The 22,323-nt window shown below is 61.2% G+C and carries 18 protein-coding genes and 3 pseudogenes; 17 read left to right on the top strand and 4 right to left on the bottom strand.

The window, feature by feature from the left end:
- The first annotated feature begins 339 nt into the window (after nt 1–339).
- Nucleotides 340–612: a hypothetical protein gene (locus IPP88_23340; GenBank protein MBL0125468.1), complete on the top strand. Its 273-nt coding sequence runs from the start codon at nt 340–342 to the stop codon at nt 610–612.
- A gap of 196 nt (nt 613–808) precedes the next feature.
- Here IPP88_23340 and IPP88_23335 read toward each other — a convergent pair whose 3' ends face one another.
- From IPP88_23335 to IPP88_23325, 3 genes are all read right to left on the bottom strand, one after another.
- Nucleotides 809–3,889, bottom strand: coding sequence for a fibronectin type III domain-containing protein (locus IPP88_23335; protein ID MBL0125467.1), 3,081 nt, complete (start codon nt 3,887–3,889; stop codon nt 809–811).
- Nucleotides 3,890–4,352: 463 nt separating this feature from the next.
- On the bottom strand, nt 4,353–6,512 hold the full coding sequence (locus tag IPP88_23330; GenBank protein MBL0125466.1) for a xanthine dehydrogenase family protein molybdopterin-binding subunit: 2,160 nt from the start codon (nt 6,510–6,512) through the stop codon (nt 4,353–4,355).
- Between the two features lie 9 nt (nt 6,513–6,521).
- Nucleotides 6,522–7,013 carry a (2Fe-2S)-binding protein gene (locus IPP88_23325; GenBank protein ID MBL0125465.1) on the bottom strand — a complete coding sequence of 164 codons (492 nt, stop codon included), beginning with the start codon at nt 7,011–7,013 and terminating at the stop codon, nt 6,522–6,524.
- 137 nt (nt 7,014–7,150) lie between these two features.
- Here IPP88_23325 and IPP88_23320 point away from each other — a divergent pair, with 137 nt between their 5' ends.
- Genes IPP88_23320 through IPP88_23310 form a run of 3 tightly spaced genes read left to right on the top strand, consistent with a single transcriptional unit; the run spans nt 7,151 to nt 10,223 of the window.
- A complete protein-coding gene (locus IPP88_23320; protein ID MBL0125464.1) occupies nt 7,151–7,591 on the top strand; it encodes a nuclear transport factor 2 family protein in 441 nt (146 codons plus the stop codon).
- 2 nt (nt 7,592–7,593) lie between these two features.
- Entirely contained in the window at nt 7,594–9,411 is a 1,818-nt protein-coding gene (locus IPP88_23315; GenBank protein MBL0125463.1) for a hypothetical protein, read from the top strand.
- Nucleotides 9,408–10,223: a PDZ domain-containing protein gene (locus IPP88_23310; protein ID MBL0125462.1), complete on the top strand. Its 816-nt coding sequence runs from the start codon at nt 9,408–9,410 to the stop codon at nt 10,221–10,223. Before IPP88_23315 ends, IPP88_23310 begins: the two co-directional genes overlap by 4 nt.
- Here the strand turns inward: IPP88_23310 and IPP88_23305 are convergent.
- Nucleotides 10,220–10,735: a methyltransferase domain-containing protein gene (locus IPP88_23305; GenBank protein ID MBL0125461.1), complete on the bottom strand. Its 516-nt coding sequence runs from the start codon at nt 10,733–10,735 to the stop codon at nt 10,220–10,222. The genes IPP88_23310 and IPP88_23305 overlap by 4 nt on opposite strands.
- Before the next feature lie 252 nt (nt 10,736–10,987).
- On the opposite strand from IPP88_23305, the gene gspD reads away from it, so the two are divergent.
- The 13 genes and pseudogenes from gspD (at nt 10,988) to IPP88_23240 (ending at nt 22,316) form a co-directional block, all read left to right on the top strand.
- Nucleotides 10,988–12,397 (top strand): type II secretion system secretin GspD, encoded by a 1,410-nt coding sequence (gspD, locus tag IPP88_23300; protein ID MBL0125460.1) that lies wholly within the window; start codon nt 10,988–10,990, stop codon nt 12,395–12,397.
- Between the two features lie 12 nt (nt 12,398–12,409).
- Nucleotides 12,410–12,838: pseudogene (locus IPP88_23295) on the top strand (type II secretion system protein GspD).
- A 51-nt stretch (nt 12,839–12,889) separates the two neighbouring features.
- Nucleotides 12,890–14,448, top strand: a pseudogene (gene tadA / locus IPP88_23290) (Flp pilus assembly complex ATPase component TadA).
- A 9-nt stretch (nt 14,449–14,457) separates the two neighbouring features.
- Nucleotides 14,458–15,676 (top strand): annotated as a pseudogene (gene gspF / locus IPP88_23285) (type II secretion system inner membrane protein GspF).
- Between the two features lie 21 nt (nt 15,677–15,697).
- A complete protein-coding gene (gene gspG / locus IPP88_23280; GenBank protein MBL0125459.1) occupies nt 15,698–16,129 on the top strand; it encodes a type II secretion system major pseudopilin GspG in 432 nt (143 codons plus the stop codon).
- A 57-nt stretch (nt 16,130–16,186) separates the two neighbouring features.
- Complete coding sequence (locus tag IPP88_23275; GenBank protein ID MBL0125458.1) at nt 16,187–16,690, top strand: GspH/FimT family pseudopilin; 504 nt, start codon at nt 16,187–16,189, stop codon at nt 16,688–16,690.
- Nucleotides 16,690–17,079, top strand: coding sequence for a type II secretion system minor pseudopilin GspI (gene gspI / locus IPP88_23270; protein ID MBL0125457.1), 390 nt, complete (start codon nt 16,690–16,692; stop codon nt 17,077–17,079). The genes IPP88_23275 and gspI overlap by 1 nt, the downstream gene beginning before the upstream one ends.
- Nucleotides 17,076–17,729, top strand: coding sequence for a type II secretion system minor pseudopilin GspJ (gene gspJ, locus IPP88_23265; GenBank protein ID MBL0125456.1), 654 nt, complete (start codon nt 17,076–17,078; stop codon nt 17,727–17,729). The genes gspI and gspJ overlap by 4 nt, the downstream gene beginning before the upstream one ends.
- Nucleotides 17,726–18,664, top strand: coding sequence for a type II secretion system minor pseudopilin GspK (gene gspK, locus IPP88_23260; protein ID MBL0125455.1), 939 nt, complete (start codon nt 17,726–17,728; stop codon nt 18,662–18,664). The genes gspJ and gspK overlap by 4 nt, the downstream gene beginning before the upstream one ends.
- 14 nt (nt 18,665–18,678) lie before the next feature.
- On the top strand, nt 18,679–19,968 hold the full coding sequence (locus IPP88_23255; GenBank protein ID MBL0125454.1) for a hypothetical protein: 1,290 nt from the start codon (nt 18,679–18,681) through the stop codon (nt 19,966–19,968).
- Complete coding sequence (locus IPP88_23250; GenBank protein MBL0125453.1) at nt 19,916–20,521, top strand: type II secretion system protein M; 606 nt, start codon at nt 19,916–19,918, stop codon at nt 20,519–20,521. The genes IPP88_23255 and IPP88_23250 overlap by 53 nt, the downstream gene beginning before the upstream one ends.
- Complete coding sequence (gspN, locus tag IPP88_23245; protein ID MBL0125452.1) at nt 20,518–21,300, top strand: type II secretion system protein N; 783 nt, start codon at nt 20,518–20,520, stop codon at nt 21,298–21,300. The genes IPP88_23250 and gspN overlap by 4 nt, the downstream gene beginning before the upstream one ends.
- Complete coding sequence (locus IPP88_23240; protein MBL0125451.1) at nt 21,294–22,316, top strand: alpha/beta fold hydrolase; 1,023 nt, start codon at nt 21,294–21,296, stop codon at nt 22,314–22,316. Before gspN ends, IPP88_23240 begins: the two co-directional genes overlap by 7 nt.
- Nucleotides 22,317–22,323 lie beyond the last annotated feature (7 nt).

Here is a 22,323-nt window from a genome sequence, read left to right as displayed (position 1 = left end):
TCTCGTACCTTTCTGCCGCGCCCCGCGATTCCGAACTGCCATATTCAGAAGATGATTGTCTCCATTGCGTTTCATTTGTGGAACCAAAACAGGCCACAGAGGATTGTTTTTTCACTGCGTCTCCACCAGATCCGGATCTCCACTATGTTTTTCAATTCATGTCTGGATTTAATTTAAGAGTGCAAGCGGAAAATGCAATATGCAAGGTCAGTTAGTGCCTAATACCGGCATCAATTCTGACGGATGAAAAATGCTGCTTCGCTCTACTCTTGCCTGCCGTCTATTCCATACGATCATGATATGAATCGCCAGTACCACATTTTGGCAGCCGCAATCGCAATGACCGCGAGTCTGTGCCTCGCCGCCGAATCCAGCGCAATCACCAATACAGCCTCCGCCATCCTCGCGGCAAAGCGCTACACAAAGGCAAGTTGCAACACCGTCACGCCTTGCACCTACAAAGCGCAGCGCGAAGGGAAGCAATGGCGCGTCCGCGTGACGTTGACGAAGCGCCATTCCCCGCGAGATGCCGCACGTCCGTACGCGGGCGGCGAGCTGTTCTTGTACTTCGATACCAGCGGGAATCTGATCCGAAAAATCAACGCGGAGTAGGCAACGGCAAGCGCGTCATCGCGGGCACACGTTGGCAGAATGGGTTGGACGGGATGATTGGCGTGATTCGTCTGCCAGCGCGCATGATGCAGACGCACCAAATAAACTCTAGCACTGGCGAGGCGTTCCGGGCTTTTTCGGCCTGGAAGGCGCACGGGTGCTGGAGTTTGCCTTTACTATTCGCTCGCTCACCTTCTCACGGCATCGCCAGCCCCGACCGCGCCTTCACCGCCGAAATGTCCGCATTGCCGATCACACCGTCGGCGTTCAGATCGACATTGAAATTGGTGACAGCCGTCGTTTGTGTCGCGTGTGCCTTGACCGCGCTGATATCGCTCGCGTTCACGGCGAGGGAATGGTTGACGTCGCCCACCAGGAACCCAAGCGACACACTGAAATTCGGTCCGCCCACGCTATTCACGCCGAGCACGGACACCGTTACGCGCTTGTTGTCGGACACGCCCGTTAACGTGACGACGACGGCGTTGCCAGAGATCGCCGGCGTTGCGGTCCCGGCGGAGGTTAGCGCCGCATCGGTAACCGTTGCGCTGCCAATCGACGTGATCGCGTCATTGAACTGGAACCGCAGCGTATGCCCGGCACCGATGGTGCGCGGTTCAACCGTGATAGCGCCGTTGATGACTTCATTGAGCTTGACGGGCAGATCGAATGTGCCCGCGCTCCCATGCACTTTGCGTGACTGCACGCCGACGAGTGTCAGCGTTGCACCGATGATTGGCGTCACCGTCACGCTGGCCGATGCCGGGCCGGGTCCGACACTGTTGCTCGCCGTCACGCTGCAATCGTAGGCGGTGCCGTTGGTAAGACCGGTCAACGCCAGCGGTGTGTTCGCGCCGGTCGCGGTGTGGTTGTTCACACCTGCCGTGCAGTTGAGCGTGTAGCCGGTGATCGGCGCGCCGCCATTTGATGCCGGCGGCGTAAAGCCAATGGCGAGCTGCCCATTGCCTGGCGTACCAATTAGGCCGATGGGCGCACCCGTCGCGGTTAGCGGAATCAGCGCGAACGACGCATCAACGCTGGTCGCCGCACCGAGCGTGACCTGACAGGTGCCGGTGCCTGAACAACCCGCGCCGGTCCATCCGGTGAAAGTCGAACCGCCATTGGCGGTGGCGCTGAGCGTGATGATCGTGCCGCTGTCGAAAACGCCTGTACACGAAACCCCGCAATTGATACCGGCCGGCAGCGATGTCACCGTACCCGCGCCGGTTCCGGAACGCGTCACGGTCAGTGTTTCCTGCGTGGGTATCGTTTCCGCGAGCGTCTCGACGGTGCTGGCAAACGGTTCCGATACCAGCACCTGCCCGCCGCTGTTACGGATCTCAATGCTGCCGCCGGGCGCGCCAGCATTGAAACGCAGCAGCACGCTGCGGCCATCGGCGAGCGCGATGGTGACTTCGCCGCTATCGGTCGGGGAGCCGGTCACCAGCGTCGCGGCATTGTCGATGGCAAGCACATTCATGAACTTCGTCTCACCGCTGCCGGTGACGCTGACATCGATGCGGTATCCATCGTTGAAATCCGCGTCGATGGCCGGCAGCGCGATGCTGGTCAAGGTCGCCGACGCAGGCGCGACGGCATGCAATTTGAGCGAACTGGTGCCATTGCTGACGGTGGCGGACCGCCCGCTGATCGCCGGCAGATACGGTGTGGGCAACTGAAAAGTCTTGATCGACGCGCCCGGCGTGTACTGGACGCGATCGAAGACGATGAGCACGTCGGGTTTCAGGAAAACGATCTCGCGTTTTGACTGCGCACCGGGATTGCCGGTATTCGGATGATTGAACAGCGTGCCCTGATTCGCCGCCGCGTAAAGATACAGCGGCCGGTGCGAAAGTGCGGTGAGCTGCGCGCTGGAGTTCGGGTGTTCGTACATCGGAAGCAATTGCCCGCCGACCCGCTGCGTGACCAGCGCGTGAGATTCCTGGCCCTGCTGGATGCCGCTGTGCGATTGCATGTTCGCGTCGTTCACCAGCCAGCCGTTCTTGAACAACAGGATCGACAGCCCGTCCTGATGCGCGTGCGATTCGGTGTACGGCCCGGCGAGAAAGCCCAGCCAGGTTGCGTTCGTTGTCCATGCCGTTCGGGCGAAGATGTGTCCGGTGCCCGCGCCGCGATAGACCGTGTTGAGATTGGCCGCCGCGCCGGGATCGGTCGCGGCGTACAGATAGTCATAGACGATATTGAACGCGCTCGACATCTCCGGCAGGCTGGAGAGCGCCAGTTCCGCGCGCGTGCGCCGCGCCACCGGCGTGCCTGCATACAGCGTGGCCAGCGCCAGCAGCGATTCGCGCTGGTAATCGTAGAACGTCGCGGTGGAATCGCGCGCGTGATCGCCGATCGGCGCGATGCGATCGCGCGTCGGCACGATCGAATGCAGCAGGTACGGCATGCTGGCGCGGGTGTGCGTGGTGAGATCCGCGATGCGTTCACCGGTGGTCTTTTCCCAGAGGTAATAGAGATTGAAAAGGCCCTTCATCGCCGTGCCGTAGCCGGTGCCCTCGCGCGAGCCGCCGCCGACCAGATCGCTGTTGAACAGCGGCGCCAGTTGATTGCCGATCTTGCTGGTGCGGAACTGGGCGATCCAGCCGTCCGCATCCGCGCGCTCATACTTGGTGGCGAGGCCATAAAGCATGGTCGCGCGCAGGAACGAGTAATAGTAATTGTTGACCGGGTTATTGATCGACCAGCCGCTCCACGGATACGGCCGGCCGCCCCACGTCGCATTATCCGGGTCCCACACGTTTGCAATGGCGCGGCTCGCGTAGTCCATCCAGCGCGTGCGCTGCGCGGGCGAAAGATTCGCGTAGCACCAGTCATAGACCAGCGCGACATTGCCCACCATGCCGCCCACTTCCAGATACGAATCCCCCGCCACCGCGGGCCGGTCGCCACCGGCGACGAGCGCCTCTTCCGACGCGACAAATGCCTCCGTGGTCGTGACGGCATGCGCGCAATACTGCGGGAATGTGGACGTGCCCTGAATCACGCCGATCATGGCCGAATACCACGGCTCGTACCCGTAATAATTCGCGTCTGCAAGTTGACCGTCCACCATGTTGCGAAAGCGCGTCGCGGCCGGCAGATTGCCGGTGAGATCGTTACGCATCCGCTGCAGCTCGGCCCCGACCAGCAGGATGCGCGGATGTGTATTGGGGATAATGGGGATCACCGGCTGCGCCTGGCTTGCGACGGGCGCGGCAATGAGCAGTGCCAACGCAACCACAGCAAACTTCATCGATTTCGCAAAATTTGTCATGAACAGACGTTCCTGGTGCGGGAAATTGAGGTTCGCCGCGGCGAAGGCGGCACGAACACAACGATACACAATTTTGAGCAATGACAATGCCAACGATGCGCGTGCCGATTGGAAGCGGTCCGCCTGCGAACTATATCGTCAAACTCAAGCACTGACGCGGCTTTCGTGGCGTTTTCGACCGGGAAGGCGCGCCGGTGCTGGCGTTTGTCTTTCTTGTTGGCGCGCTCAAATACCTTTCATGCCCGTGCAAGGTGAGACAGGGATTTCGTATCCGGTAGGGCGCACCTGCTGAACCGGAAAGCCATGCAGGGCTTTCCGCCGCAAGAATCCAAGTTGTTGCCTTTTCGTGAAACAACGAAGCACATGGATTCCCGCTGCGACCAACGGAAGTCCCTACGGGACGCGGGAACGACAGTGTTCTTTTACCGCTCGGCTTGTTTCCGAGTGATGACCATTCGCCCGCCTAAACCTTGAACGGCATCTCCCTCAACCGTTTCCCCGTCAACGCGAAAATCGCGTTCGACACCGCCGGCGCAATCGGTGGCGTGCCTGGTTCGCCGACACCGGTTGGCGCAGTCCCGCCGGGCACGATATGCACTTCCATCTTCGGCATCTCAGCCATCCGCAGCACCGGGTAATCGTGAAAGTTGCTTTGCTCAACGACGCCGTCCTTCATCGTGATCTGGCCGTAGAGCGCTGCCGACAGGCCGTACACCATCGCGCTTTCGACCTGCGCGGTAACGGTGAGCGGATTCACTACCAGGCCGCAATCGATCACCGACACCACGCGCAGCACCTTGATCTGGCCCTTGTCGATGCTCACATCCACGACGTGCGCACATACGCTGCCGAAACTTTCATGCACCGCGATGCCGCGCCCGACACCACTCGGCACCGGCCCGCCCCAGCCCGCTTTTTCCGCGGCCATTTCCAGTACTTTCAAGACGCGCGGATGTTTGCCTAGGTATTCACGACGGAACGCGACCGGGTCCTTGCCGGCGGCCTTGGCGAGATCGTCCATCATGGTTTCCATGACGAATGCAGTGTGCGTATGACCGACCGAACGCAGCCACAGCACCGGCACGGCCGACTTGGTGGTATGCGAAACGACATGCATGTTGGGAATGTCGTACGGGGTATCGGCGACACCTTCCACGGTAGTGTCATCGACGCCGTTCTTGATCATGAACCCTTCGAACGGCGTGCCCGCCGCGATCGACTGGCCGACGATGACGTGGTTCCATGCCGCAATTTTTCCATTGGCGTCAAGGCCGGCGGTGACTTTGTGCATGTACTGCGGGCGGTAGTAGCCACCCTTGATGTCGTCTTCGCGCGTCCACACCGTTTTCACCGGCACCTTGGCGTCCTTGGCGATTTCCACCGCTTCGATGACGTAGTCGGATACGGGGTTGCCACGTCGGCCGAACCCGCCACCGGCGATCAAGGTATTGAGCTTTACCTGCTCGGGCTTGAGGCCCGCGACCTTCGCCGCGGCACCCTGGTCCACGGTCTGGAATTGCGAGCCGACCCAGATTTCGCAACTGCCTGCTTTCAGCTCCACGGTGCAATTGAGAGGTTCCATCGGCGCGTGCGCCAGGAACGGCACATCGTATTCCGCGCTCACCGTTTTCGCGGCGGTCTTGAGTGCCTCGACGTTGCCGGCCTTCGCCACCGGCCCAGGTGTCGCGGCCAGGTCGCGATAAGATTTCTTCAAGTCCGCCGTGCTGACCTTGCTGCCATCTTCCATTTTCCATTCGACCACCAGCGCATCGCGACCGAGTTTGGCGGCCCAGAAATTCTTCGCGACCACCGCGACGCCATTCGAGACCTGCACCACGTGCGTCACGCCGGGAATGCCGGTGACCTTCGACGCATCGATTTTGCCGACGCGCGCGCCGAATACCGGCGGATGCTTGACGAGCGCGGTATGCAGATTGGGCAACTGCTTGCGCGTCAGGTCGAGGCCGTATTTGGCGGCGCCGTTGACCTTGGTGGCGGCATCGATGCGGCGCGTGGGCTTGCCGATGATTTTGAAATCCTTCGCGTCCTTGAGCGCGACTTTTTCTGGCACCTTCGTGGCGTTGGCAGCTTCCGCCAGTGCGCCGTAAGTGGCTTTCTTTCCGGCCGGGCCGATCACGACGCCCTTTTCCGCACGGCATTTTGCGGGATCGACCTTCCACTGCTTTGCTGCGGCGGCGATAAGCATGGTCCGCGCCATCGCGCCCACGGTGCGCAACTGTTCCCACGAATTCACCACCGACGACGAGCCGCCCGTGGCCTGCATGCCGAACGCGGTATGCGCGTATACGGGTGCGGCCGGCGCCAGTTCCGCACGCACCTTGGTCCAGTCGCATTCGAGTTCTTCCGCCACCAGCATCGGCAGCGAGGTCATCACACCCTGGCCGAATTCGAGGTGTTTGACTTGCACCGTGACCGAGCCATCCTTGGCGATGCGCAGGAAGGCATTCGGCACGTTCAGATTGACCGGTTGCGGCGCCTGCGCGCGGGCAAACTTGTTACCGCCCGCAAGATTGAAGCCGATCACCAGGCCGCCGGTTGCGGCGGTGGAAGCCTTGAGGAATTGGCGGCGCGTGGTGTTTTTCGGTTGTGCGAGTTGTTTCATGATTTCTCCCTATGCCTTGACCTTGACGGCAGGCTTGACCGGCGCGAATGCGGGACCCGCGGCCACCTTGATCGCCGCGCGAATGCGGTTGTACGTGCCGCAGCGGCAGATGACGCCATTCATGGCTTCATCGATCTCTTTGTCGCTGGGCGATTTGGTCTTGGTGAGCAACGCCGCCGCGGCCATTATCTGGCCCGACTGGCAATAGCCGCACTGCACCACATCCTCGGCAAGCCACGCGTCCTGCACTTTCTTTCCGACCGGGGTCTTGCCAATCTCCTCAATGGTCGTCACGCGCTTGCCCTCCAGCGCGGAGAGGGGCGTTACGCAGGCGCGAACCGGTTCCCCATTCACATGCACCGTGCACGACCCGCACAAGGCTATTCCGCAACCGTATTTGGTGCCGGTCAGTTGCAGGTTGTCACGCAGGAACCACAACAGCGGCGTATCCGCGGCGACATCGGTTTCAAGGCGTTCGCCATTGACGGTAAAACGGATCATGATTTTCTCCGTGAGAAAGGAATCGGCGGGCAAATGCAATCGTGGCTGGCCACGCGCAAGCCGGAAAGTTTACGCCAAAAGCGCGGGATTGCTTGGGGGGATTGTTAATACGCCAGGCGAACGCGCTATCATCGCGCATGGCTAAAAAGACCCTCAAATTATTCCCCACACCGTCCGACTGCGAAGCGGCGTTTTACAACGCCTTCGAACGGGCGGATCTGAATCTCATGATGGCCGTATGGGCCGACGAGCCGGGGGTGGTGTGCATTCACCCACAGGGTTCGCGCCTGGCGGGCCTGACGGCCATCCGCGAGAGTTTCACGGAAATTTTCTCGCACGGACCGAATGCGAACTTGAAAGTCAGCGAGCTTCGCAAACACGAAGGGCAGACGCTTGCCATCCATAGTGTCTATGAAACGTTCGTGGCGCCCGGACAGCCAGCGGCAGTGGCGCCGGTGCTGGCCACCAATGTGTACATGCTGACGCCCAACGGCTGGCGCATGATAATGCATCATGGCTCGCTGTCGCCGCAAGGGACGACGGCGGAAGAGCAAGGCGTGTCGCGGATCCTGCACTGACGATGCTGCGGCGCGCCGTCCTGCTGTTGCTGGTGCTGGGCATTTTAGCCGCTGACGCCAATCTCCACGCGGCCGACCTGAACAAAGTCGTGCGTACGCCGGTGCAGTCCGCGGAAAAGGGATTCGATTGCGTGGTGGAATCCGACGAATTCACGGGTGAGCTCTGCGACAACATTTTCGATGCGCTGCTGCAATACGATCTCCTTGCGCGACCGATCAAGCTGCAACCGCGCGCCGCCGTGGCGCTTCCGGATATTTCCGCCGATGGCAAGACCTACACCCTCAAACTGAAGCGCGGCATTTACTTCACCGATGATCCGGCGTTCAAGGGCAGAAAGCGCGAGCTGGTTGCGAGCGACTATGTGTACAGCATCAAGCGCATGCTTGATCCGAAACTGCGCGCGCAGTGGCAATTCCTGTTCGACGGCAAATTGCAGGGCGGCAACGAGCTGGTGGCAGAGGCGAAGAAGACCGGCAAGTTCGATTACGACAAGCCGATCCCGGGGCTGGAAGCGCCCGACCCCTACACCCTCATCATTCGACTGACCGCGCCGGACTATAACCTCAACTACATCCTCACCATGCCACCTACGTCAGCCGTGGCGCGCGAAGTCGTCGAATTCTACGGCGCCAGTTTCGCCGAGCACCCGGTCGGCAGTGGTCCGTATAGGTTGAAGGACTGGCGGCGCGCGTCACGCGTGGTGCTGGAGGCAAATCCGGATTTTCGCGAGGACTATTTCACAAGCATCGGCAATGGCGATCCGCGCGATCAGGCGATCATCGACCATCTCAAGGGCAAACGCATCCCGCTGGTCGGCCGGATCGAGATCTATCCGGTCGAGGAAGAGCAGCCGCGCTGGCTCGCGTTCCTGAACAACGACTACGACTACATCCGCCCGGTGCCCACGCCGTTCATCGATACCGCGATGCCCGGCGGCAAGCTCGCGCCTCAACTGGCCAGGCGCGGCATCACCGTGCGCCCCGAAGAAATCGCGTGGATCACGTACACCACGTTCAACATGAACGAGACCATCGACGGCAAGCCGAACGTGGTTGGCGGTTATTCTGCGGACCGGATTGCCTTGCGGCGTGCGATTTCGATAGCCTATCCGGTGGAAGAGGAAATCAGCATCGTTGAAAAGAGCCAGGCATTGAAAGCCTGGAGCCCAATCGCCGAAGGCATGGCGGGATTCGTCGATGAGCGCACGCCGACGCTTGAGTACAACCCGGCCAAGGCCAAGGCGCTGCTGGACATGTACGGTTACGTCGACAAGGATGGCGACGGCTGGCGCGACATGCCGGATGGTTCTCCCCTCACCATCGACCAGGCCACCACGCCCGACCAGCGTGCACGCAGCCGCAACGAACTGTGGCGCCGGGCGATGGACAACATCGGCATCCGCATGACGTTCGACAAAGTGGAAAAGATGCCTGAACTGCGAAAACAGGCGCAAAACGGCCGGGTGCAGATGATGAGCTACGGCTGGATCGCCGATTACCCGGACGGCGAGAATTTCCTGCAACTGTTCTGGAGCAGGAGTATTGGCGGCACCAACTATTCGATGTTCGCGTTGCCTGAATTCGATCAGCTCTATGAGCGCATCAAAATCATGCCGGATTCGCCCGAGCGCACCGCCTTGTACGGCCGCATGGTGCGACAGCTGTGGGTTTACAATCCATGGCGGGTGAATACGCTGAAACAAGGCACCATTCTCATCCAGCCGTGGCTGCTGGGCTACCGGAAGCATCCGTTCGCGCATGAGCCGTGGCGCTATCTCGATATCGACCTCTCCAAACTGCCGCAGAACCTGAAAAAATGAATCCACGCATCCTGCAATGGCTGGCGAACACGCTGACGGTGCTGCTGTTGATGGCGCTCGGCCTGCAACTGGCGTGGTGGACCTGGCAGATGGTGGTGCCCTCGTGGAAAGGCCTGGTCGTCAATGCCACCCCCGCGGTCGCGCCGGTCCCGCTCTCCCTCGGCCGGCAACTGTTCGGCGATCGCGAAGGAGCCACCGTCAGTACCGGTTCGCCGGTTGTAAACGGCGGCGTGCGATTGAAGGGCGTTTACGCCGTCGATGGCAAGACGCTCTCGGCGGCCGTCGTCAATCTTGGCGGCAGGGACCAGAGCGTACTTCTTAATCAGGAATTGGCGCCCGGTGTGAAACTGGTAGATGTGCACCCGGATTTCATCATCATCCATCGCAACGGCGCGCGTGAGCGTATCGACCTCGAGCGTTTCGTCGCGGCGCCGCGCCCCGGCACCATCGCTGGGCAGCCCGCCGTCACCAGTTTTCGCCTCAACATCGCTACCACCGGTACCAATGCGTTTTCACTTTCCCGCCAGGAATTGAACACCGTACTGCAGGATCCGCGGCAAATGAATTTTCTCGGCCGGGTTGGCCCCGCGCCGAGCGGCGGTGTACGCGTGGAAGACGCGCCATCCGGTTCGCTTTCAAACAAGCTGGGCCTGCAACCCGGCGACATCATCACCAGCATCAACGGCCAGCCGATCAATTCGCAGGGCGACCTGGTGCGCATGTACGCACAATTCAATTCGCTCACCAGCATCCGTGCCGAAGTGCGGCGGGCGGGTAAGCCGGTGATGCTGAATTATTCAATACAAAATTAGCCCGGCGCCCGCTTCGTCAACGTCACCCTCAATTCATGCGCGGCACCAAGGTAATGGGCGATGGCAAACTTCTTCGCCTCTTCGCTCTCTTTGCGCAACCACTCTTCGGTCGTAAACGCGCAGCGGCTCACGAAATCGCAGGTGTATGGCACGTGTGGCGCCTCTTTGTCGCGCCATTGTTTGTCGAGATAGGCCACATACCACCGCGACATCGGCGGCCATTGATGCGTCGGGTCGCCATAGGCACTGGGGTTCGACCAGTCAGGCGTGATGATTTCCGCCGTCGCGCCGGGCTTCATGACGCGACCGAGCTCGTTGAAGAACGCGATGCGCTCGATTCCCGTGAGATGCTCGACGAAATGCGCGCAATGCACCTGATCCACGCTGTTGTCGGCCCATGGCCACGGCAATACGCGCAGATCGCAGAGCGTATCGACACCCGGCATCGCCAGCCGGTCGACGCCAATGAATCCTTCCTTCTTCTTGGGACCACACCCCAGATCAAGCTTCATGCTACCCCGGTCACGCTATTGCAGATCCGGCATGATACCCAAGCGGACTTTCGCATGGTGCGCGGACAAAAAATATAGCCAAACACCAGCACTGGTGCGCCTCTTCGGCCACAATTGCCCTGCAAGGCGCACCAGTGCTTGCTTTTGCCTGCGCGCGCGGAATGGCATAGCGCTCGCGCCACACTGCGCTGGCTACGCAGTATTTGCATTCATGACGTACAATCAGCCGAGTCATTTCCAACCGGATTCGCAATGCGCCAAACCCGCAAGATCATGAAAAAACTGGCCGCCCTTGGCACCATCCTCACGCTCGCCCTGGCTCCGTTGCCGTCCGCGGTCGCGCAGGACACCGTGACGCTCAATTTTGTCAACGCCGATATCCCGTCGGTAGTGAAAGCCATCGGCGGGCATACGGGCAAGAACTTCATCATCGATCCGCGCGTAACAGGCAACATGAACATCATTTCGCAGACGCCGGTGACCAAGGACCTTGCCTACCAGATTCTTTTGTCCGCGCTACGGGTACACGGCTATGCCGCCATTGAAGAGCGGGGCGTGGTGAAGATCGTGCCGGAAGCCGACGCCAAGACGTCTGGCACGGTGATCGAGCGCGGCACGCAGATCTCCGGCGATCGCATCGTCACCCAGGTATTCGCGCTGCAAAATGAAAATGCCGCTCAGCTGGCGACGGTACTGCGTCCCTTGGTCGCACCAAACAATTTCATCGGCGCATATCCCGGCAACAACACGCTGGTGATCACCGATTACGCCGAGAATGTGAAGCGCATCGCCAAAATCATCGCTTCTATCGATGTGCCCGCCAGCGCGGATCTGCAAATGATCCAGCTGAAATACGCCAGTGCGGTTGATGTCGCGGGCCTGCTGAAAACACTGATGCCGGAAGCCAGCGCAAACCCCGCTGCGGTCGCGATGCCGCCCAAGCTCAGCCTGGGCGTTGAACCACGTACCAACAGCCTGATCGTGCGCGCCGAGACACCGGCATTGGTGACGCGCGTCAAGACGCTGATCGCGGGCCTGGACATTCCCACCGCCGCCGGCGGCAATATCCATGTGGTGTATCTGCGCAATGCCGAAGCGACCAAGCTTGCGGAAACGTTGCGGGCATTGGTGAGCGCGCAGGCAACCAGCACGACAACCTCTCCGCCGGTTGCAGCCTCGGCAACGTCAGCCGCAACAATGTCGAGCGCCAGCAACGCCTCGCCGTCCAGCAGCATCCAGGCCTATGCCGCCACCAATTCGCTGGTGATCGTGGCACCCGACCACGTTTATAACTCGCTGCGCACGGTGATCGACAAACTCGATGCGCGACGCGCGCAGGTATTTGTGGAAGCGCTCATCGTTGAAGTGAGTTCATCCGTGGCGACTGAATTCGGCATTCAATGGCAGGATTTGACCGGCCTGCGGCGCGACGGCACGCAGGTGATCGGTGGCACCAACTTCGGCGCGCGCGGTGGCGGCACCAATATTATCGACACGGCGGCGAATCTCGTCGGTTGGCACGGCCTCAATTTCGGCCTCGTCAATGGCACGGTGACGATCAACGGCATCGAAGTGCTCAACCTTGGCGCGCTGGCGCGGGCGCTCGAAGGCCAACCAAAAAGGCAACATCCTGGCGACGCCGAACATTCTGACGCTCGATAACGAAGAAGCAAAATCGTCGTCGGTCAGAACGTGCCGTTCGTTACCGGCAGTTTTACGCAGACTTCCAATGCCTCGACCAATCCGTTCCAGACCATCGAGCGCAAGGATATTGGCGTCACGCTCCGGGTGACCCCGCAGGTCGCCGAGGGTGGCGCCGTGAAACTCAAGATCTACCAGGAGGTCTCCAGCGTGGTGCCGACCGCGGCGACGGTGAAATCCGCCGACCTCATCACCAACAAACGCTCGATTGACAGCACCGTGCTGGTGGACGACGGCCAGATCGTGGTGATCGGTGGCCTGATTCAGGATGACACCAAGAATAACGACAGCAAGGTGCCGCTGCTGGGGGATATTCCCGTCATCGGCAATCTGTTCAAATACCAGACGCGCAATCGCGATAAAACCAACCTGATGATGTTCCTGCGCCCCTACGTGTTGCGCGATGGCAAGGCCGCCAACCAGTTACCGGCGAGCGCTACGATTTCATCCGCAATGAACAGGGCATCGGCGAAGAAGGAGAGTCGATCCTTCCACCGGCGTGGACCGCACCGGTGTGGGCGGCGCCCGCCGCTCTGCCGGCAAGGCGGGAAAGTAGCCGTGGGTTCTTCCGACGCCAGACAGCGCGAGGCGATTGCCGTAGCCGACCCGGTGACGGTACGTCTGCTGCCCTATCACTTCGCGAAAGCCAAGGGCGTCATCACCGCCAGGCAAATCGGCGAAGAAATCGAAGTTTGGCTGGCGCCCGATCCGGCCTCATCGACGCTGTCGGAAGTGCGGCGAATGACGGGCAAAAGCCTGCGTCCCGTATTGCTGTCCAAGGATGAATTTGGTGCGCGCCTGGCGCATGCCTATGGTGCGGGCATCGGTGGCGAGCGTGCAGACAATGGCGATGGTGATGCAGCGGTCCAGGAAATCGCCAGCAATATCGAAAGCGCGGCTGACCTTGCGCAACTCACGGAGTCGTTGCCGGAAATCACCGATCTGCTGGAAACCGAAAACGATGCGCCGATCATCCGGCTTATCAATGCGCTGCTGACGCAAGCGGTACGCGAAAGTGCATCGGATATTCACCTGGAAATTTTTGAGCGGCGTTCATTGGTTCGCTTCCGTGTCGATGGCACGTTGCGTGATGTGGTCGAGCCGAAGCGTTCGCTGCACGCGGCGATGGTGTCGCGCGTGAAAGTGATGGCGCAACTCGACATCGCGGAAAAGCGCCTGCCGCAGGACGGCCGCATCATGTTGCGCATCGCCGGGCATCCGGTCGATGTGCGTGTGTCCACGCTGCCAACCGGCCACGGCGAACGGGTGGTGCTACGATTGCTCGACAAGCAGGCAGGACGCCTGTCACTGAACGGCCTCGGCATGGCGCCGGGCACGCTCGCGCAACTGGACCAGTTGATCCAGCAGCCGCACGGCATCATCCTCGTCACCGGCCCCACCGGCTCGGGCAAGACCACGACGCTGTACGCGGCGCTTTCCGGCTGGACGCCACCACCCGCAACATCATGACGGTGGAAGACCCGATCGAATACGATCTCGACGGCGTCGGCCAGACGCAGGTCAATCCGAAGATCGAAATGACCTTCGCGCGCGCGTTGCGGGCGATCCTGCGGCAGGACCCGGATGTCATCATGATCGGCGAAATTCGCGATCTGGAGACCGCGCAGATTGCGGTGCAGGCCTCCCTCACCGGACACCTGGTGCTGGCGACGCTGCACACCAATTCGGCGGCGGGTGCGGTGACGCGGCTGGTGGATATGGGCATTGAGCCCTACCTGCTGGCATCGACGCTGTCGGGCGTGCTCGCGCAGCGACTGGTGCGTAAGCTGGCGCCCGGCAAGCACGATGAATTCAAGGGGCGCACCGGCATTTACGAATTGCTGACAGTCGATGAACCCCTGCGCACATTGATTCATGACGGCGCCGCGGAAAGCGCGATTGCGGCCATGGCAATGAAAAATGGCATGGTCGCCTTGCGCGAAGATGGCCAGCGGTGGGTGAATTCGGGCGTGACGTCGCTGGAAGAGGTCTTGCGCGTTACCCGGGACTGACCTCGCAACATGCCCGGCTACCAATACACCGCCTACGACATCGATGGCCGCGAACAACGCGGTGTGCTCGAGTCCGACAGCCCGCGCCTTGCGCGCGCGGTGCTGCGAGAGCGTGGCCTGTTCCCGCTCGACGTCTCGCTAATTGAAGCCGCCAATGATGCGAGCGTTGGCCGCAAATCTGGTCGCATCCACCTGGGCACCAGCGATCTCGCGCGCATCACCCGGCAGCTTTCCACGCTGCTCGGCGCGGGCCTCACCATCGAGCAGACATTCAATGCCCTCATTGAGCAGGCGGAGTCAGAGCCCGAACGGCAGTTGCTGGCGCGCCTGCGCGGCGCGGTGCTGGAGGGCCATGCGCTCGGCTCAGCATTGTCCGCGTATCCGGAAACCTTTTTCAGACCTGTACCGCACATTGATCACGGCCGGCGAAGCCTCCGGCAAATTGCCCGACGTGCTGTCCCGTCTCGCCGACCATGTGGAAAACCAGCAGGCGATGAAACAGAAATTCCTCGTGGCCATGATCTATCCGGCCATCGTCATGCTGGTGTGCATACTGGTGGTGGCGGGGTTGATGATTTACGTGGTGCCGCAGGTGGTGGGCGTGTTTGAATCGACCAAGCAGACACTGCCGTGGATCACGCGCGCGATGCTTGGCCTTTCGAAATTCCTGCAGGCCACCGGCATCGTCTGGATTGTGCTGGGCGTCGCTGGTTTTTTCGGTGCGCGTGCGGCACTGAAGCGCGAGGCGGTTCGCCGCAAGTGGCATGCGTGGCTGCTGACGCTGCCGGTGATCGGCCGGCTGATTCGCGCGCAGGAATCCTCGCAGCTCGCTGCCACGTTGTCGATTCTGGTCGGCAGCGGCGTGCCGGTGTTGACCGCGCTTGCCGCTGGCGCCGGCGTGGTAGCGAACCTGCCGATGCGCGATGCGCTCGAGCGTGCCGCCAATGCCGTTCGCGAAGGCGCGGGACTCTCCCAGTCGCTCGCGCAAAGCCGTCAGTTTCCGCCGGTAATGGTGCACCTGATTGCCTCGGGTGAGGCGAGCGGGCGATTGCCGCAAACACTGGCGACGGCGGCCTACCAACAGCAACGCGATGTGGAATTACGAACCACCGCCATTGCCGCCATCATCGAGCCGGCCATGATGCTGATGATGGGCGGCGTCGTACTAACCATTGTGTTGGCGGTATTGCTGCCGATATTTGAATTGAATCAACTCGTGGGACGATGATTTGTCGTCTCCAGGAAAAATATGAAAACTCTCAAGACGCAACAAGCATTCACGCTCATCGAAATCATGATCGTCGTCGTCATCCTCGGCATCCTTGCGGCGGTGGTGATTCCGAAAATCCTCGATCGCCCCGATCAGGCGCGTGTGACCGCCGCCAAGGCGGACATCGCCGTGATCATGCAGCAACTGAAACTCTATCGGCTCGACAACAGTTTCTATCCCTCGACCGATCAGGGACTGGAATCACTGACCGTCAAGCCGGCGACCAATCCCATGCCACTGAACTGGAAACAAGGCGGCTACTTGGAGCGCCTGCCCAACGACCCGTGGGGACGGCCTTATCAGTATCTGAACCCCGGTATCAAAGGCGAGATTGATATCTTCAGTCTTGGCGCGGATGGGCAACCGGGCGGCGAAGGGTCCAATGCCGATATCGGATCGTGGGGGCTTTGAGAAAAGGTGCATGCGCAACTCGTAAAGTCTAGCACTGGCGCGCCGTTCCGGGCAAAAATGCCTGAAACACCGCGCCAGTGCTTGGGTTTATCAAGTGGCTTCACCCTGATCGAAATCCTGGTGGTGATCGTCATTCTCGGCATCACCACCGTTCTTGCCACCGCGAATCTGTTCCAGACCGCCGAAGAAAAACTCCAGCAAGAAAGCGAAAAACTGCTCGCGGTCCTGCAAATCGCGCGCGATGAAGCCGCGTTCGGCGGGCGTGTCATTGCGGTGACAATCACCGGCAACGAAATTCAATTCCTGGAACGAGACTTTGCCGATCCGTCGCGCTGGAATGCGTCGGCCATCGAAGGCCTCAGGCCCCACACGCTATCGGACACATTCAGCGCGCGGTTGCGTGTCGGTTCGGCATCTGCTGATGCGAAAGACAACATCATTACGTTTTTGCCCATTGGTGTTGCCGCGCCATTTGAGCTTGCCCTGAGTGGCCCAGCCGGTAACCGCAAGATCGCCGGCGATGCCATCGGCAATTTGCGTCTCGGCAAAGATCCGTCGTGATGCGTATTGGCACAAACCACCGGCGCGGATTCACGCTTATTGAGGTGCTGGTTGCGCTGACTATCCTCGCCATCGCGCTGGCGGCCGCCGCGCGCGCCGCAAATGTTGCGACCGACAGCGCGCAGGAAACGCGCCTGCGCACATTGGCCACCTGGATCGCGCAAAATCGCGTCGCTGAACTGACGGCGATGAATACCTTCCCTTCGGCCGGTACCGTCAGCGGACGCAGCAGCATGTCGGGAATCGAGTTCGAATGGCAGCAGGTGACATCGGAGACGCCGAACGCGGCATTCCGCAAGGTTTCACTCAAGGTACTGCGTCCGGCTCAGTCACAATCGCTGGTGACGCTGAACGCCTATCTCGTGCGGCCGCCGGGGAGCGGGCCGTGAAAGTCCGCTTTGCACCAAAACAATCCGGCTTCACACTCGTGGAGTTGTTGGTCGCGCTCGCTATTTTCGCGATCATGGCGGTGATGTCGTATCGCACGCTCGATTCGGTATTTCAGACCCGGCAACACCTGAACACCGAGACGGCACGGCTTCGCGATGTCGCGCTGCTATTTGCGCGGCTCGATGACGACTTCACTACGCTGCTCGACCGGCGGCCGCGCAATGCCGACAACTTGCTCGATGATGCCCTGCGTCTCACTGCCCTGCTTCCCGGCGCGGACGATGCCACGCTGGTCTTTACCCGAAGCGGGTTTGCCGGCAGTACCGGTATCGCCGCCACGCCACAGCGCGTCGGCTATCGATTGAAGGAAGGTACGCTGGAACTGGTGCTATGGCCGAGCCTCGACGCTGCCCCGCGCACGGCACCGCAGGCATATCCCGCATTGGGCCAGGTCCGCGAGGCCAAATGGCGAGCCATGGATCGTGCCGGCACCTGGCAAAACGTGTGGCGATCCACGCCGGTCGGTGGCAGTCCGGCATCCGGCGCCGCGAGTGCACCGGGTGCCTACCCGGCCGCACTTGAACTCACCATCACGCTGGCGGGCGGCGAGCAGTTCGTCCGCGTGTTCGCACTGCGCGGCAACACATGACGCGCAAACACCAGCGCGGCGTCGCCATCATCACCGCCCTGCTGGTAGTGATGCTCGCGGCCAGCATTGCTGCATTCCTGCTGTCCCAGCAAAGCCAGGCGCTTACCCGCACTGCGCGCGCCGGCGAACGCGCGCAAGCGGCGCTGTACGCGGCGCCGACGCTGGACTGGGCACGCGCGGCGTTATTTCAACTTCAGAAAACCACGCAACGCGTCGATCTATCGCAGCCCTGGGCACAGGGACTCAACGCCATTCCCATCGATGGCGCGATGGCCGCCGGCGCGGTGCGCGACGACGGCGGGCTGTTCAATCTGAATAATCTGGTGAAGAACGGCGCAAAGAGCGAGGCCGATATGGAGGTATTCCGCCGCCTGCTCACAGAACTCAAACTGAGCCCTGATCTGGCCGATGCCGTCGTCGACTGGATCGATGCCGACGACGAGCCGAGCGGCGCGAGTGGCGCGGAAAGTGCGACTTACATGGCACTTGCCAATCCGTATCGCGCTGCCAATCAGAACCTGGTGCAGGTGGAAGAACTGCGCCGCGTGCGCGGCTTTGATACGGCAATCCTGGCGCGATTGATGCCGTTCGTCACGGCGCTTCCGTTCCGCACCCCGATCAACCTCAATACCGCGCCGCAGGAAGTGCTGGCCGCAATATTTCCGACGCTGGCAATTGACCGGCTCACGGCGTTGGCAAAACTGCGGTTAACAAAGCCCCTGGCAAACAAGGCTGCCATCGCGGAATCTGAATTCTTGAAAAGTGTTCCGGCCGCAACCATTGACGTGGACGTTACGAGCCAGTTCTTCCTGGTGACGATCGCTATCGACAACGCCGGCGCGCAGATGCGCCAGTCGGCGCTTCTGCAACGCGCCCCCGGCGACGGCAGCGGTGTCCCCAAATGGCCCAGTATAATTTGGGTCAAAACCGACTAGGCAACACGCTTCCATTGGCACTGACCCTCCTCCTCAGCATCCCCGACCTGCCCCGCTTTGATCCCGCCGCGTCAGCCGAGTGGACGCTGCTGGACAACGCGAACGCGATCCTGCGTGCGGGCGAGGGACCGCTCGCATCACTGCCGCGCGCAGAGCGCGTCGTGGCGCTGGCACCCGTGGGCCGATTGTTGTTCATCGAAACCACGCTTCCACCAGTCGCGCCGGCGAAACGCGACGCCCTCCTCCGCTATGCCATTGAAGACAAACTCACCATTGATCCCTCGACCGTGCATGCCGTCGTGCTGGGCAAGTCCGTCACGCAGCAGCATGTGGTTGCCGCCATTGACCGCACGTGGCTCGTGGGTGTCCTGGCGTGGCTTAAGCAGGCCGGATTGTCGCCGGACTGCCTGATTTCGATCGCCTCACGCATACCGGTCGATGCAGGGGAATGGGCCGTCGTGCTTGATGAACGGCGCGGCTTCGCCAAACGGGCGGATGGTTTTGTATACAACCTCGATGTTGGCGCCGGTCGCGAGCCACCATTTGGATTGACGCTGGCATTGAAAGAAGCGCGTGATCAGCGGCGCGCCCCCAGTGCGCTGGTGCTGCAGTCAATGCCGTCCCGAGCGGTTGTTGCCGCGCCCGATGCCGCCCTCGCACATCAGTGGGAACGCGCGCTGGACCTGCCAGTCAGACTCGGCCCGTCATCCATAGACAATCTGCAGACGCTGCTCATTGCCAGTAAATCCGCCAACCTGCTCACCGGCGAATTCGCCCCGCGCGAAGCGGTCGGCAAATGGATTGGTCTGCTAAGACCTGCGCTGATCGTGCTGGCGCTGATGGTTAGCGTACATGTCCTTCTGATTCTCATCGACAACTGGCGGCTCAATGGCGAGCGGCTGGCGCTTGAGCGCGAGATGACGCAAGTGTTCAAGGCCGCGTTTCCCGCAGCGCAGGCGATCGTCGATCCGCCATTGCAGTTGCAGCGCAACCTGCAGCAACTGAAGCGCGAGCGCGGTTTACCGGCGGATGCTGACGCGCAAAATCTGATAGCAAGACTGGTGTCGCTCTTGCAAACGCTTCCCGGCGAGCCGGTATCGGTTAGTACACTGGCCGTCCGCGATGGCACCGCCACGCTTGACTTGGTGTTGGCCACGGCGGATCAGCGTGCTCACCTGCAACGCGCCGTGGATCGCTTGCACGGCGCTTCGTTTGGCAATCCCGTGGGCAACAAGAGCGGCACTGCCACCGATGCGAAATCAACGAGGCTTGCAGTGCGCGTCATATTGCGAGCAGGCACATGAACTTGCCGTCGTTGATACGGATTCGGCTCGCGCAATCGCTTGCGCCCGCATTGCAACGCTGGCATCGGCTGAACAGCGTCATCAGCGTGTCATCGGCATCGGCGCGTTGCTTCTGATTGTGGCCATTCTGTTCGCCTACGTCTGGCTACCTGCCGTGCGCGAACGCGACCGCCTGACCGCCAGGCTTCCGCAACTCAGCGCTCAACTTGCGCTGATGAAAACCCAGGCTGAAGAAATTCGCCAGCTGACGAGTACCAGCCTCATCGCGCCCGCGCCGCCAACCATTGCCAATATCGACACTTTGCAGTCCGCGTTTGGTGACGGCGCCCGCGTGAACCTTGATCCCAGCCGCGCGTTCCGGGTTGTGATTCCAAGAATTGTCTATGCAACGTGGTGGGATCGGCTGGGCGACGTGCAGTCGCGGCATCAACTCCAGATCATTTCACTTACATTGCAGGCTTTGCCGGATGGCAGGCGGGAAGTCTCCGTCGACATGCTCATGGCTGACCAGACGCGGCCCAGCGGGTCACCGGCTGCCGGGAGCGCCAAATGACGTGGCTCACCGGGCGCCGCATCGGAATCCTGGTGGCCATCGCCTTTGTAGTTGGCGTGATCGAATTCCTGCCGGCGTACCTGTTCGAGGACCGCATCAATCGGGCGCTTCCGCCGCCATGGCATGTCTCGGTGGCCGGATCGATCTGGGACGGCTTTGGTGTGCTGCAGGCAGGCCAGGCATCTGACGCGCTGACCGTGCCGCTTACCTGGAAATTCGACCTGCGGGCGTTGACGCGGCTGCGAATGGCATGGAAAGTCGTGCCGACATCGCCCACCTTCGCCGGGTCAATTGAAGTCGGTGCAGGTTGGCAGTCGGTTGAGTTCAGCAATGTGGCCGTCACCATGGACGCAGGGGCCCTTCAACTGGCGATACCCGTCCTGGCACTATTCGCGCCCTCGGGAACGATGCGTGTCAGCACACCTGGCGCGATGCGAATGGATGTGGCCTACGGTGATGTCCTTCGCGTAAACGGTGATGTGCAAATCAATGCGGACAGCTTCGGCCTCGCGCGGTTTTCCCCGCAGGCATTGGGAAACTACCAACTGAAACTCGCCGCACGAGGCACGGCTATCGACTATGTTGTCGAGCAATCGAGTGGCGCGTTGAAACTTGACGGTGGCGGATCGATTCAGACGACATCTCCGGGCCAGATTGCCTACGCGGGACACATCACGCCATCGCCTGCGCTGCCTGAGGATTTGCTTGCCCAACTGAAGTCCATCGGGCAGCCGACGCCGGATGGCCGCCTGCGTGTCGATTGGAAGGCCCGATGGTAACGACAGGGGCGGGCATCGACGCCAATGCGGCGGCGGCTCCGCGGTATCGCGCGCCATGGTGGCTGGGCCGCGGTGTGTTTGGCGCACATTGGCAGACGGTCTATCCGTTCGTCTTTGACCGACCGGACAAACCACATTACCGCCGCGAACGCTGGGACACTACGCCGAACGGCAAGCCGGACGGCGATTTTATCGATGTCGATCGCGTCACGGGACCGCTGGACAAGCCGATGGTAGTGGTCTTTCACGGGCTCGAAGGCTCATCGCAAAGCATCTACTCGCTCAACCTGATGAATGAAGTGGCGCGGCGTGGCTGGCGCGGACTGGTGCCACATTTCCGCGGCTGCGGCGGCGAAATGAACCTTCTGCCGCGCGCGTATCATTCGGGCGACTCGACCGAGATCGACTGGATCCTGCGCCGCGCAAAAGCCGAAGCACCCGATCGGCCGCTTTATGTCGCTGCCATATCTCTGGGCGGCAACGCGACGTTGAAATGGCTGGGCGAACAAGGAAGCGAAGCGACCCGAATCGCGACTGCTGCCGTGGGGATTTCCGCGCCGCTGGATTTAATGGCCTCGGGCGCGGCGCTTGAACGCGGCTTTTGCCGGCTCTACACACGCCGCTTTCTCGCGACCATGAAGACGAGTTCGCTGGCCAAACTCAGGCGCCACCCCGGCATCTTCCGCGAGGAGGTCATGCGGCGCGCGCGCACCTTGCGCGAGTTCGACAACGAGGTCACCGCGCCGCTGCACGGCTACCGGGACACCGACGATTACTGGACACGCGGGTCGGCCAAGCCGGGCCTGATCGATGTTAAGGTATCGACATTGGTATTGAATGCCCGTAACGACCCGTTCCTGCCGGCGTCCGCCCTGCCCACGGCAAATGAAGTATCCGCGCACGTGACGCTGGAATTTCCGGAACATGGCGGCCATGTGGGCTTTCTGGCGGAACCATTCCCCGGCAACAGTTGGATGACCCGGCGTGTTTTTCATTTTTTTGACACTCAAACCTAGAGAACCA

The sequence above is a fragment of the Betaproteobacteria bacterium genome (assembly GCA_016720925.1).
Taxonomy (GTDB): Bacteria; Pseudomonadota; Gammaproteobacteria; order Burkholderiales; family Usitatibacteraceae; genus UKL13-2.
The sequence above is the reverse complement of the archived record's forward strand: the minus strand, read 5'-3'. Positions and strand labels throughout refer to the sequence as shown.